The sequence below is a fragment of the Dyadobacter sp. SRI_021 genome, from assembly GCF_057586235.1.
Window position 1 is genome coordinate 305,256 of sequence record NZ_JBYCZM010000007.1, and the last position, 13,590, is coordinate 318,845.

Below are 13,590 nucleotides of genomic sequence, written 5' to 3' on the forward strand. Positions count from 1 at the left end.
GTAAATTTCTGAACACGCAATGATTTCCAAAACTTATGCCCCTCAGGAGATAGAGGATAAATGGTACTCCTACTGGATCGAGAACAAGTTTTTTCAGTCGAAACCCAATCCTGACAAAGAACCCTACACCATCGTGATCCCTCCGCCGAACGTCACCGGCGTGCTGCACATGGGGCATATGCTTAATAATACCATTCAGGACATTCTGGTTCGCAAGGCGCGGATGGAAGGTAAAGAGGCCTGCTGGGTACCTGGTACCGATCACGCTTCCATTGCTACCGAGGCCAAAGTGGTGGCGATGCTCAAAGAGCGCGGCATTAACAAGCGTGACCTTACCCGCGACGAATTCCTCGAATATTGCTGGGAATGGACGCACAAATACGGCGGCATTATTCTGAAACAGCTTCGCAAACTCGGCGCTTCCTGCGACTGGGACCGTACGCGCTTCACGATGGAGCCGGATTTGTACGATTCGGTGATCGACGTTTTCATTGACCTCTATAATAAAGGAGAAATCTACCGCGGCCACCGCATGGTGAACTGGGACCCTCAGGCGCGCACGACCGTGTCCGACGAGGAGGTGATCATGAAAGAGGTGAATCAGAAGCTAGTTTACCTGCGCTATCCGCTGGTCGGGGAGGATGGAGAAGGGAGCATGGAGGAAGGGGTTACGATCGCGACTACCCGCCCGGAAACGATTATGGCGGATGTGGCGATTTGTGTGAACCCTGCGGATGAGCGTTATCAGCACTTGATTGGTAAAAAAGTGTTGATTCCGTTGATCAACCGGGCTATTCCGATTATCGCGGATGATTATGTGGAGATGGAGTTCGGAACTGGCTGCCTGAAAGTCACTCCGGCACACGACACCAATGACTACGAACTTGGGAAACGTCATAACCTGCCGATTATCGATCTGTTGAATGAAGACGGTACATTGAATGAAAAGGCGCAGATCCTGGTAGGTGAAGACCGTTTCATTGCACGCAAGAAGATCATCAAGTTGCTAGAAGAGTCGGGTAACCTCGTGAAAGTGGAGGAGTACAGGTCGAATGTAGGACATTCGGAACGTACCGATTCGGTGATTGAGCCAAGGCTTTCCGAGCAGTGGTTTTTGAAAATGGAGAAAATCAGCAAGCCGGCATTCGAGAATGTGATGAACGATACGGTGCAGCTAATTCCCGCGAAATTCAAAAATACCTACCGCCACTGGATGGAGAATGTACGTGACTGGAATATCAGCCGCCAGCTATGGTGGGGCCACCGCATCCCGGCTTATTACCTGAATGACGGCACAATGATCGTCGCGAAATCGAAGCGCGAGGCATTGCGCAAGGCGCAGCATGAGTTGCAGCTTTTTGCATTGACAGAAGAAGATATCAAGCAGGATGAGGACGTGCTCGACACATGGTTCTCGTCATGGCTTTGGCCGATCTCCGTTTTCAATGGTATTAAAGAGCCGGAGAATGAGGAAGTAAATTACTATTACCCAACCAATGACCTCGTAACTGCACCGGAGATTCTTTTCTTCTGGGTGGCGCGGATGATCATTGCGGGTTATGAATACCGCGGCCAGTATCCGTTCAAGAATGTGTACCTGACGGGCATCGTTCGGGACAAGCAGGGCCGCAAAATGTCGAAATCGCTGGGTAATTCACCCGATCCAATCGACCTGATCGATAAATATGGCGCGGACAGCATTCGTACCGGCATGCTTTTCAGCTCACAGGCCGGTAACGACTTGCCTTACGACGAAAAGCTGATCGAGCAGGGCCGGAATTTTGGTAATAAAGTATGGAATGCCTTCCGCTTGGTAAAAGGCTGGACCGTCGATAGCGAGCTTCCGGTTCCCGAAGGTTCGAAACTGGCGGTACAGTGGTTTGAAAGCAAATTGAACCAGACATTGGCGGAAGTGCAGGACCACTTCTCGAAATTCCGTATTTCGGACGCATTGGGCTCGATCTATAAACTAATCTGGGACGATTTCTGTGCACAATACCTCGAAATGATCAAGCCGGGCTTCGAGCAGCCGATCGATTTGTCGACTTACGACTCGACGCTCGACTTTTTCGATCGCCTGATGCGTTTGCTGCACCCGTTCATGCCTTTTATTTCGGAGGAAATCTGGCAGAACATCATTGAAAGAGGCGAGAAGGAATCCATTTGCGTCGCACATTTCCCGCAGGCCGGAGAGTTTGACCAGGCGTTGCTGAATGACTTTGATATATTGTTTGAACTCGTTTCGTCGATCCGTAACCTGCGGAATTCGAAAGGCATTAGTCCTAAAACTGCATTACCGCTGGCGATTCGCACAGATTCAAACGAGCGCTACAATGCATTGACGCCGCTGATCGAAAAGCTGGCGAATGTGGAAGGCATCAGTTATGTGTCGGGCGAGGCGGAAGGTACTTCGTTTCGAGTGAAGTCGGATGAGTTTTTTGTAAACCTGGCCGATGAGCTGGATGTTGAGGCAGAGCGCGAGAATCTTCTGCGAGAATTGGAATACACCAGAGGCTTCCTCGAATCGGTGATGAAAAAGCTCTCGAACGAACGCTTCGTGGCTAATGCCAAAGGTGATATCGTCGAAAAAGAAAGAGCAAAGCAAGCGGATGCTGAAGCGAAGATCGCCACATTGACCGAGGCGTTGGCAAGGCTTAAATAAACGTCAGAAAAACAACTCTTTTGTAAAGCACAGGGCATTAGCGCCTTGTGTTTTTTTGTTATGCTGGAATACGGTTTAATGTCTGCATGACATTTAAAAAGTGCAACCTGACGACTACGTAAAAGGCTCACCCTTAGGATTAATCAATGAATTAATGGAGGTAAAATTATATTCATTTTTAAAAAATTTTATTAGTTCGAACTGTTTGGAAATAGGAAAAAACCGGGTGTAAATTTCCCTCCAATCTCATGTAATTCAATTGACTATGGCGACGAAAACAGTACAGGACCTGGTGGTGCCGGTGGGTGTGACACTCGACCGGTTTATCATGCACAGCCAAAGCGCATTTCCCTATGCGACGGGCGAGTTGTCGCAGTTGCTCCGTGACATTGCGCTTGCCGGGAAGATCATCAACCGGGAAATCAACCGCGCAGGGCTGATCGACATTGCCGGCGGAAATGGAACGGAAAATGTGCAGGGTGAAAACCAGCAGAAGCTCGATATCGTCGCCAACGTACGTTTCATCCGTGCATTAAAAAATGGGGGAGAAGTTTGTGCGATCCTTTCCGAGGAAGAGGAGGACATTATCCACACCGGCAACAATCACGGCAAGTATGTCGTGGCCATGGACCCGCTGGATGGTTCTTCCAATATTGACGTGAATGTTTCCATCGGCTCGATTTTTTCTATTTACAGAAGGGTGACGCCTATCAATAGTCCGGCTTCGATGGAGGATTTCCTGCAAGGCGGCCGCAAGCAAGTGGCGGCGGGTTACATTCTTTATGGCTCGTCGACGATGCTCGTGTACTCGACCGGCGATGGCGTGAATGGCTTTACGTTCGATCAGTCACTCGGGGAATTTATTTTATCACACAAAAATATTGGTACACCTGCCGACGGTTCGATCTACTCCGTCAATGAGGGGCACTACCACAGCTACCCGCCATTTGTGCAGCAATATGTGGCGCAATGCAAGTCAAGAAATTTCAGCGCGCGTTACATTGGTTCACTCGTGGGTGACTTCCACCGGAATATGCTCAAAGGCGGCATTTACCTTTATCCATCCACTAAAAAAGATCCCAAAGGCAAGCTGCGCCTGCTTTACGAATGCTACCCGCTGGCGTTCATTGCCGAGAAGTCGGGTGGTAAGGCAAGCGACGGTTTTGGAAGTATTTTGGACATCTTGCCGCAGTCGTTTCACCAGCGTTCGCCGCTTTACATTGGCTCGGCGGGTCTTGTCGACGATGTTGTGAAGGGCTGATAACCGGCTACCGTTTTAGTTTTCGTAACTTTGCCGAATGCAGACTACGCAAAACTTATTCGAGCAGTTTAAGCTCAACCGTCAATTGCTCAACGCGATTGAAGAAGCAGGTTACATCGAACCGACACCCATTCAGGAGCAGGCGATACCCGTGGCGCTGGCCGGGCAAGACATTCTGGGCATTGCTCAAACCGGTACCGGTAAAACAGCCGCTTATACATTACCCCTGTTAATGCGCATTAAATATGCCCAGGGACAGCATCCCCGGGCATTGATTTTGGCTCCTACCCGCGAGCTCGCGATGCAAATCTCGGACGCTATCACGCAGCTCGGCAAGTATACCGACATTCGTACAGTGGTGCTCTACGGCGGCGTGGGTCCGAAAACGCAGATTGAAGCGCTGCGTAAAGGCGTCGACATTATTGTGGCGACACCGGGGCGGTTCATGGACCTGTATTTCCAGGAGGAGATCGTCGTGAAGCATCTGAATGTAATGGTGCTTGATGAAGCGGATAAAATGATGGATATGGGCTTTATGCCGCAAATCCGCAAGCTGCTGGAAGTGATTCCGCGCAAAAGGCAGAATATGCTTTTCTCTGCGACGTTTTCGGGGAAGGTCGAAAACCTTTCCTATGAATTTCTCGAATTTCCTACCCGGATCGAAGTTACCCCGCAGGCTACGGCTGCGGAAATGGTAACACAGACCCTTTACGAAGTGCCGAACTTTCGCACTAAAATCAATCTGTTATCTTATTTATTGGAGGACAAGGAGGTCTTCACGCGCGTGCTCGTGTTCACGCGCAGCCGCGAGGTGGCCGGGTTGGTGCATCAAAATTTATTGAACCGGGTAGTCCCCGAGTCGGAACTCCGCGTAATCCATGCAAATAAAGGCCAGAATACGCGTATCAATGCAATGGAGGCATTCCGGGAAGGGAATATCCGGGTGATGGTGGCGACTGACGTGGTGGCCCGGGGGATCGATATCACCGAGGTGAGCCACGTGGTCAATTTCGATGTGCCTTTGATTTACGAAGACTATGTGCACCGGATCGGCCGAACGGGTCGGGCCAATACAGTGGGCAATGCAATTACTTTCATGACCATTGCCGATGAGTACCATATCCGCAAAATTGAGGCGATGATCCGGATGGAAATTCCGAGGGCGGAGTTTCCGGACGAAGTTTACATTGCCGAAACGCCCTTCCAGGAGCGGCAGGATATGCTGCGGGAGATCGATAACCAGCGACGTAAGGAAGATCCAACATTCAAAGGAGCGTTCCACGAGAAAAAACACAGTTATCCGCAGGTTAAGAAGGGTTCGGGGAATACCAGTAGGGGACGTAGGGCTGCGGGCGGAAGAAGTAAACGCCGGTAATGCAATACAATTCCAATAAAACCGTTTAACTTGGACAATAGAAACCTGTTCTTCTATTAAAGTCAATTATGAAAGAGTCTGTTGTAATTTGGCTTGCCTTTTTGATTCCTGTGCTGGGCTTTGCTCAAAACACGCATCTGGCAAGCGCGGGTCCAAGCACAGATACAAACGTAGCCCCCAAAAAGCCCCTTGATTTAAAGGAAAGGCGTATTCTCCCGCTCTTCGGAGAAGTGAGTAAGACATCGGAGCAGATTGATGAAGAGATCAAATTCCTGAGCGAATGTGACAAATCATTTTCCAGCCGCGCAGAGGCCAGCAGTTTCTTCGCGACCCGTGCCTGGGAGTATTTGCAGGAGGGTTCTCTGGACACAGCCTGCTACCGCTTCAATCTTGCCCAACTGCTGAACGACAAGAATGTGGAAGCTTACTGGGGGCTTGGGGTTGTATCGTATCAGCGCGAAAACTGGGTGGATGCAAAAAGAATGCTGAGCAAGGGCGTGAGCCTGCAAGGAGACAATGTACCGCTGCTGGTGGATTTATCGACGGTTGAACTCAAACTGTACGCGATCACCAGCCGGAAAGAGGAGTTGGACGAGGCAGGCGAATTATTGAAACATGCGGTTTCCCTTGATTCTACCTATGCGCTCGGTCAGTATAACCTGGCGCTGTTGCATTATAATCTCAATGAACTTGACAAGTCGTGGGAGCATTTGCATAAGGGCCGGACGCTGGATTTTAACCAGCTGAACCTCGATTTTGTTGAACTTTTGAAAGCCAAGATGCCCGATCCGCAAGGATTTTTTAAGTGAAGTGGCATGGTTCCGAAATTGAAAAAGTCTCCCAAGCGGGAGACTTTTTCAATTTACGTGTTATTGGAAGAAGAATCCTGCTGGTGCGATGCCTACTTTGACAGAGTCGACCAAACTTCCATCGGCGCGATAACGAACCGCGTAGCCTGCCTGCGTATAGGACGGGCTCACGCCTGCGTAAAGCAGTCCTTGTGACGGATCAACTGCAAGGCCATAGAACGGGCGCGGAATCAATGGGGTAACCATGGCTATCTGCGTATCGGTAATGGAGAATTTGTAAGTGCCTCCTTGCTGTTTACCAGCGCTGTCATACCACGAAAGCACAAAGAAAATGGATTTCAAATCATTGCTGAATGTAAAATTGCCGGGTGTTTTGGTCCCGTCCGTCGCAATCGTCAGCGTTGCTTCGGTAGCGTTGGTTTCTGTATTAATGCGCAACATTTTATTGCCGGCATTCACCCATAGTTTTCCGTTCGCATCAACACCAACCGGATTGGCAGCACCTGATGTCGCAATGGGCGACGATGCTTCATCGGTGTTTGTATTGATGATCGCCAGCTTGTTTCCGGCAGCCCATTGCGTAGTGCCTATGTAAAGCTTCCCACTAGCATAGGCCAGGTTTTCAGGGCCATCGGCTATGTTGATTTTTTTGGTAACCTTTTTGGTGGTCAGGTCAATAACCGCAATATAGCCGGTCGAATATTTGCTGACGTCCGTTCCCCAGCACGAAACATAAGCTTTTCGGCCTGCGATAACCACTTCGCGAGGATTCTCTATATCCGGTGCACCAATGGTACCTTCATCCTTGAAAGTGTACCGTTGTACGAACTGGACTTTATCCTGGCCGGCAGACATATTATCGACAAGAATAATACCTTGCTCTTCGGAAGCAGTATAATCCTGCACGCCGCCCTTCAATGCCGTTCCGTTTGCCACTGCGAAAATATCGGCGGTTGCCGTGTTGTTTTCCCGCGCGAAGTAGGAAATAGCACCGTTATTCTGGGAGAAATTACCCTCATTCATTACAAAAACACCGCTCACATAGTCTCCCTTCGGAGCCGGGTCGCTTTGATTACAGGACCATACCGCGAGGGTTGAAAAAGCTACTGCTAATGAACTGGCTAACTGTCTTTTCATTTTCATTGATTTATTGAGAATCGTAACTAAAGGTTAAACTTAATGCAAAACTTCTTCCCGGCATCGCATTATTTCTGACATTTAAATAAAACGTGTCGGTGAGGTTGCGGACTTGCCCCTGTAAAATGAGCTTGAATTTGTAAAAGGTAAAGCTCGTTTCGGCCAGCAGGTTTACCAGGCCATAACCGTCCAGAAACTGTGAATTGTCGAAGGTTGTATAGCGCTTGCTGGCCGCCTGCAACTGTCCCGTAAGCTTCGTGGACTTGAACTGCACGAATGCATTTGCATTAACCGTATGTTCAGGTACAAATACCAATTGTTTGCCTACAATATCCTGCGAGTAATTGTCGTAGGCCTTCTCCTGGCTGCTTTTGTTGAATGCATAACCCGCGTCCAGTCCTGTTCGCCAGAAACCGGTTTGTCGCTGATAGCCCAGTTGCAATTCAATTCCCCGCGCTAGCACCTGTTGCAGATTTTCGACCCGGTAGCTTCTCGATGGATTCCAGTAAGTCCAGTCTTTAATTCGGTTATGGTAAAAAGTTGCGGTGGTTCTTAGCGTGCCGCCGAAAGCCGCTTTAAATGTCTGTTCAAGGCCGATTTCCTTATTCCAACCCGTTTCCGGACGAACGTTCGGGTTACCGAGGTCCTTCCAGTAGCGTTCATTCAAAGTGGGCACCCGGTAGCTGCGGCCATAGGAGCCTTTCAAGGTAAGGTTGTAAAGCGTTTTCTGAATGAAACTATATTCCACACCAACCGACGGTGTGAACGGTGGATTGAAACCCGTAACGAGGCCCTGCCTAAGGTTAATGGAAGTAGTAATCCGCGCTGTCGGTTGCCAGCGGGTGAGCAGGAAGAAGTCCGTGCGGTTCTCGCTCGCGGGCGAGAGCGCGTATCCGGGCACGCGTGAACGATAATGCGTCCATTCTCCTCCGGTTTTGAGGCGAATAGGATTGATATTGTTGCCAAGATTTAGAAGAAAATCCTTTTCTATTCTCGAAGCGAACTTATCCGTTATTGAATGGTCGGGGTGGGAGAGGTCACCTTTGGCATAATCTATGATGTCGCGTACCCAGGCGGTGCGTAGCGTGAGCGTCCGGACCTGATAGCGGAACATCGTACGATAGGCCGTAGTACGGGTCATTTCACGACCTTGGATATCGTCGGGCGTCAGCGTCAGTTTATTGTCGGTGAGCCAGATGTGTGCGGAAATTTCCTGGTTGTTTTGTCCGTGGAGAAACAGGTCCTGTACAATGCCTTTTTGAAAAGTTTCGGTAGGCAAGAGTGCGTAAGTGTTCCGGGTTGGTTTGGGGTAATCGTTGTTCATCCTGCCATAGTAAAGTGCCGTTTTACCTGAGAAAGCCCATTGGTTGTTTAGTGGCACTAGATAGCGGATATCTGTTCGGCTCTGATGGTTATTGAAGCTATCATATTGTCCGCCATCAGACACATGAAACGGCGTTGCCGATGCGCGGCTGTCAAGCAAAATACTTCCGCCCACGGCATCGGAGCCCACAACACTCGCCGCGGAGCCGTACTGAACCGAAAGCTGGTCGAAACCCGCCACGGGAATGGTGGAAAAGTCCGTTTGTCCAAGTGTAGGCGCATTGATATTGAGCCCGTTCCACAAAACGGCGGTATGGTTGGCGGAGGTGCCCCGGAACGAGGCGGTACTGAGCTGGCCCGGCCCGTAATTTTTAAATGCAATCGGGGTATAAGCGGATAATACGTCACCGATATTCTGATAGCGTACCTGCGCGAGCAAAGCGGAGTCGACGCGCTGGATTTTCAGGCCGCTCATGAATTTTTGCGGGACGAATCCCTTCACGATTACAGGATCGAGGGCGATGGAGTCTTTTTGTGCACAGACTGGCAATGCCAGTGCAAAACTTGCCCATAGCATCCAGTAACCCACAAATCTCCGTTCGCTAAACACTCTAAATCGCAATGATTGGCGGCGATCTTCTGTTTTTCCTCCGAAAACGGTCCGATCAAAATGCTCTGGCAGGTCTCCTGGCTCGTCTTTCGCACCCGGAGCCTTCCCGTCGCAGGACAGTGGCATGAAGAATCGGGCACGTGTTGGCAGACTTACAGTTGCGGGGACAGCTTCCGGTGCTAGCGGAATTCCCTATTAAGCCTAATCGCTGACTAGAAGCAGCTTGTGGCACCAGGCGGGTGCAAAGGTAGGTATTTCCCCCGACTTTCCGTTGTGTACGATAACCGCTATCTTTGCAGCAAATTCTGATTGCTTTTGGCCGCTTCTACTGAAAATTTCCCGACCGCATCCTCCCTGAAAGGCATTTACCTTATGCTCGGCGCCGCATTTTTTTTCTCGCTTACGTCGGCGATCTCGAAATGGCTGGGAAGGGAGTTCCATATTGTACAGCTGGTTTTTTTCAGGAACATTGTTGGGGTGGTTTTTATCATTAGCAGCATCTGGCAACGGCCGCTGAGGCAGGAGGGCGGAAAGTTGGGACTGCTTATTTTCAGAGGTGTAGTAGGAACATTGTCGCTGTACATGCTATTTTATGCAATCCAGACGCTTGGACTCGGCCGGGCTTCTACCTACCAATATACCTACCCAATTTTTCTGGCGCTTTTCTCCTGGCTGCTCATCGGAGAAACACTGAATGGCAAGGAATGGATGGCTATATTCGTTGGTTTTACCGGTATTCTGTTCGTGTTCCGGCCCGATCTTTCGTCGTCGCTGCGGGATAATGCATTAGGTTTGGGCAATGCACTGTTGACGGCCATTTCTTACTTGTCCATCCGCCAGCTTGGTGTCGTGTACGACACACGCGCGATCATCCTTTCATTTATGCTCAGCGGGATTGTAATGCCTATTTTGTCGATGCTGGTCGGTACGTATTATCCTATGGAGCATTTGGATTTTCTGATAGGTACATTCAGATGGCCGGAGAATACCTGGCAATGGCTGGGTTTTCTCGCATTAGGGTTTACGGCGCTTTTGGGACAAAAAATGCTTACGCAATCATTTACTTACGATAAAGCCGGGCGCGTCGCTGTGGTGGGTTATTCCAATATTCTTTTTTCGGTGCTGATCGGCTTTCTGATGGGAGAGGCGATTCCGACGCTTTCTATGCTGACGGGCATGTTGCTAATCATTACAGGAGGCATTCTGGTGTCTCTGGCAAAAACTAAGAAAGCTTAAAGCCGCTCATTGAATGCAAGCCGGTTCATGAACGGATCGACTACCGTTACCGAAATGGCATTCCATGGCTCCTGTTCGAGTCCCGGGCGATTGTATTTGTATTGCTTTTCATTGAGTTCCTTGTGGAAATCACGCACGCCAGTGCATTCGATGAAGACTTTGGCGCCCGGTGTGCAATCGCCATGGTGTTCGGAGAGGTGGAGCGTCAGGCCTCCGCGCGAAACTTGCATGTAGAGCGGTGCATCGTCGGAAAACCGGTGTTCCCAGTCGACTTGGAAGCCGAGCCAGCCGATGTAAAATTCCCGTGCTTTGGTTTCGTCAAAAATGCGTAAAATTGGGATGACTTTGCTGGCTTCCATGTTATTATGCTTTGGCACCTGACGCGCAGTCCGTGCCATGATTTGTGAAAGAGATTTGTTTAAGATAAGAAATCTAAAAAATTACCATGAAACGACTCCTGTCAATACTGATAATATTTCCCGTAATGCTGGTATTCCTTGCCGGTTTCAAAGCCGATACGGGTAAAAGGCGTGCAGCCGCCGAAGGCATTCAGTGGCTGACCATCGAAGAGGCATATGCCAAAATTCAGAAGGAGCCCCGCAAGATCCTGATCGACGTCTACACTGACTGGTGCGGATGGTGTAAAGTGATGGATCGCGAAACGTTTAAAGACAAAGCCGTTACCGAATATATCAACAAGAAATATTACGCCGTAAAGCTCGATGCAGAGCAAAAGGGGACGATCAAACTGGGCGACAAGCAGTTCAAATACCTTGAACAGGGCGGTCGCGGCATCCATGAAATCGCATTGGCATTAACGAATAATCAGCCGAGCTATCCCACAACGGTTTTTCTGGACGATCAATTTAACATGATCCAGCCACTAGCCGGTTACCTGAAAGCGAAAGAATTCCATCAGATCATTACCTTTTTCGGAGAGGATTACCATAAAAAGCAGGACTTCGAAAGCTATAAAGCGAAGACTTACGGCACTTTGTATCCTGCGAAATAGGCGTAAGTAACTCACTCAGCTTCCTTATAAAGAGATGAAAAAGCCCAAAATAGTTCTGGACGTTATAAGGGAAGAGCAAGGTTTTAGCGCTATTGCTGATTGCCGACAAATTTATTGGCACGCAGGGCGATAGTATGGAAGAATTAAAACAAAACATCCTCGAAGTGGTCAATCTGACTTTCTCCGAGGATGTTTTGACTTATAGTATGGATGAGATCGAACTAAGATAACCTATCGAAAAACCTGAAACTTCGCTTCATTAAGTTAAAGGACAACATTCCTAAACGGCTTCTCCTTCCTGCATTCTTTCGGCATTCTCAGCGATGCGCAGTTTTTCGATCAGCTCGGCGATATCTCCTTCCATTACAGCAGGGAGATTATAAACCGTGTAACCAATGCGGTGGTCGGTAATGCGGCTTTGGGGGTAGTTGTAGGTGCGGATTTTATCGGAGCGGTCGCCGCTGCCCACCATGGATTTCCGCTGCGAACTGATCGCGTCATTGTGTTTCTTCAACTCGATCTCGTACAGGCGCGAGCGGAGCACGCTTAATGCGCGTTCCTTGTTTTTGAGCTGCGAGCGTTCGTCCTGGCAGCTTACCACCAGCCCGGACGGAATGTGGGTAAGACGTACCGCGGAATAAGTCGTGTTTACCGATTGCCCACCCGCACCTGACGATTGGAAAGTATCGATACGGACATCATTCATATTGATCTGCACATCCACCTCTTCCGCTTCCGGCAGGACTGCCACTGAAGCCGCAGATGTGTGAATGCGGCCCTGAGATTCTGTCGCGGGGACACGCTGTACGCGGTGTACTCCCGATTCGAACTTCATTTTGCCGTACACATCCTCTCCTTCGACTTTACAGATAATCTCTTTATAACCGCCGTTGGTACCTTCGGTATAATCCATTACGGATGACCGCCAGCCCATTTTCTCGAAAAAGCGCTGATACATTCTGAAAAGGTCGCCGGCAAAAATAGCAGCTTCGTCGCCACCGGTACCGCCGCGAATTTCCAGGATGATGTTCCGGCTGTCGTTAGGATCTTTCGGGATAAGTAGCTCCTTAATGGTCTGTTCGAGCTCTTCCAGTTTGGGAGTCAGTTCATCCAGCTCCTCTTTGGCCATTTCGCGCAGATCTTCGTCTTTTTCAGTCGCTATAAGTTCTTTGGTACCGGCAATATCCTTCTGCAACTTCTGATAAAGTGCATATTGCTCCACGATCTTGCCAAGGTCCTTGTATTCCTTGCTGATCTTGGAATAACGTGCAGAATCGGAGACTACTTCCGGTTGTATGATTTGTTGAGAAACCTCTTCAAACCGTTCTTTTATAGCTTCTAATTTATCGATCATCTTTATTGAATATCTTTGGCATCTCGCATTCGGGGCACAAAGATACGCATTTTAGCTAAATGAATGGTTTCAAGGGACTGGCTGCGTGCTGTGAGAGAAACCGTTTGATGGATTAAACAAATATTTGGAACAATGAAAAGAATCATATGCATTGCCATGTTGGCAGCAGCTTTCACAAGCTGCGATTTTAAAAGCGGCCGCATCGAAAACACAAAAGAGCTAAACAGGGAAATCAAAGCCTCGCAGATCAAACGGGTTACAAATGTGCAGCTGGTATCATCAGCCGACGAATGGGGCAAGAAAATCGCGCAGATCGCAGAGAAATCCTTGAAAGGCGAACTGGAAAAGAACCCGGATGCCGGACTGGCACATTGCCGTGACCTGAGCGGTATTCCGGTGATCGCTGCATTGGAAAAGGAATACGGAGTTAAAGTGGAATTGTTCGGGATCAATGACGTAAAACGCGCCGATTTGCACGCCAAGGAAAGGGAAATACTGGATGCCTACGCTTACAGTGCGAAAAGCAGCACGCAAGCGGGAGATAATTTACAGCAGCTCAACGACAGCCTCCTCGTGTACAACGCGCCTGTTGCGGCGGGAAGCGTCATTTGTAAAAAATGCATGGCTACCCAGGACACGACTTTTGCTGTCTGGCGACTGCTTTTTAATAAAAAGGAGATCATCAGGAAGCTGGATGCGAAGCAGTTGAAGGATTGACCTTCAATCCAGGAACTTAGCTGAATGCAGGGGACACGGTATTTGATATGGGAAGCCCGCAATGTCATAAAAATGAAGGGGACTGTGACAACCA

11 protein-coding genes and 1 riboswitch are annotated in these 13,590 nt (G+C 49.2%); of the genes, 7 read left to right on the forward strand and 4 right to left on the reverse strand.

Annotated elements, in window-relative coordinates; genetic code table 11:
* Positions 1 to 19 precede the first annotated feature (19 nt).
* The 4 genes from AC2YIT_RS22785 to AC2YIT_RS22800 all read left to right on the forward strand — a co-directional run bounded on the left by AC2YIT_RS22785 (position 20) and on the right by AC2YIT_RS22800 (position 6,107).
* Positions 20 to 2,662 carry a valine--tRNA ligase gene (locus AC2YIT_RS22785; RefSeq protein ID WP_487280684.1) on the forward strand — a complete coding sequence of 881 codons (2,643 nt, stop codon included), beginning with the start codon at positions 20 to 22 and terminating at the stop codon, positions 2,660 to 2,662.
* Positions 2,663 to 2,927: 265 nt separating this feature from the next.
* Entirely contained in the window at positions 2,928 to 3,923 is a 996-nt protein-coding gene (fbp, locus tag AC2YIT_RS22790; RefSeq protein ID WP_430843941.1) for a class 1 fructose-bisphosphatase, read from the forward strand.
* A gap of 37 nt (positions 3,924 to 3,960) precedes the next feature.
* On the forward strand, positions 3,961 to 5,298 hold the full coding sequence (locus AC2YIT_RS22795; RefSeq protein WP_487280685.1) for a DEAD/DEAH box helicase: 1,338 nt from the start codon (positions 3,961 to 3,963) through the stop codon (positions 5,296 to 5,298).
* 68 nt (positions 5,299 to 5,366) lie between these two features.
* Positions 5,367 to 6,107, forward strand: a complete 741-nt coding sequence (locus AC2YIT_RS22800; protein ID WP_430843943.1) for a tetratricopeptide repeat protein — start codon at positions 5,367 to 5,369, stop codon at positions 6,105 to 6,107.
* A 60-nt stretch (positions 6,108 to 6,167) separates the two neighbouring features.
* On the opposite strand, the gene AC2YIT_RS22805 is transcribed toward AC2YIT_RS22800, so the two are convergent.
* Both AC2YIT_RS22805 and AC2YIT_RS22810 read right to left on the reverse strand, forming a co-directional pair.
* The gene (locus tag AC2YIT_RS22805) at positions 6,168 to 7,244 is read right to left on the reverse strand and encodes a DUF5074 domain-containing protein (protein WP_430843944.1); all 1,077 of its coding nucleotides are present in this window, start codon (positions 7,242 to 7,244) and stop codon (positions 6,168 to 6,170) included.
* Between the two features lie 10 nt (positions 7,245 to 7,254).
* A complete protein-coding gene (locus AC2YIT_RS22810) occupies positions 7,255 to 9,177 on the reverse strand; it encodes a TonB-dependent receptor plug domain-containing protein (protein WP_487280686.1) in 1,923 nt (640 codons plus the stop codon).
* A gap of 50 nt (positions 9,178 to 9,227) precedes the next feature.
* Positions 9,228 to 9,428: riboswitch (cobalamin riboswitch) on the reverse strand.
* A gap of 64 nt (positions 9,429 to 9,492) precedes the next feature.
* On the opposite strand from AC2YIT_RS22810, the gene AC2YIT_RS22815 reads away from it, so the two are divergent.
* Positions 9,493 to 10,413: a DMT family transporter gene (locus tag AC2YIT_RS22815; protein ID WP_487280687.1), complete on the forward strand. Its 921-nt coding sequence runs from the start codon at positions 9,493 to 9,495 to the stop codon at positions 10,411 to 10,413.
* Here the strand turns inward: AC2YIT_RS22815 and AC2YIT_RS22820 are convergent.
* Positions 10,410 to 10,772, reverse strand: a complete 363-nt coding sequence (locus AC2YIT_RS22820) for a glyoxalase superfamily protein (protein ID WP_487280688.1) — start codon at positions 10,770 to 10,772, stop codon at positions 10,410 to 10,412. The genes AC2YIT_RS22815 and AC2YIT_RS22820 overlap by 4 nt on opposite strands.
* A gap of 86 nt (positions 10,773 to 10,858) precedes the next feature.
* On the opposite strand from AC2YIT_RS22820, the gene AC2YIT_RS22825 reads away from it, so the two are divergent.
* Entirely contained in the window at positions 10,859 to 11,425 is a 567-nt protein-coding gene (locus AC2YIT_RS22825) for a thioredoxin family protein (RefSeq protein ID WP_430843950.1), read from the forward strand.
* A gap of 280 nt (positions 11,426 to 11,705) precedes the next feature.
* On the opposite strand, the gene prfA is transcribed toward AC2YIT_RS22825, so the two are convergent.
* Positions 11,706 to 12,779: a peptide chain release factor 1 gene (gene prfA / locus AC2YIT_RS22830; RefSeq protein ID WP_430843953.1), complete on the reverse strand. Its 1,074-nt coding sequence runs from the start codon at positions 12,777 to 12,779 to the stop codon at positions 11,706 to 11,708.
* A 132-nt stretch (positions 12,780 to 12,911) separates the two neighbouring features.
* Here prfA and AC2YIT_RS22835 point away from each other — a divergent pair, with 132 nt between their 5' ends.
* Positions 12,912 to 13,496 (forward strand): hypothetical protein, encoded by a 585-nt coding sequence (locus AC2YIT_RS22835; RefSeq protein ID WP_487280689.1) that lies wholly within the window; start codon positions 12,912 to 12,914, stop codon positions 13,494 to 13,496.
* Positions 13,497 to 13,590: the final 94 nt, after the last annotated feature.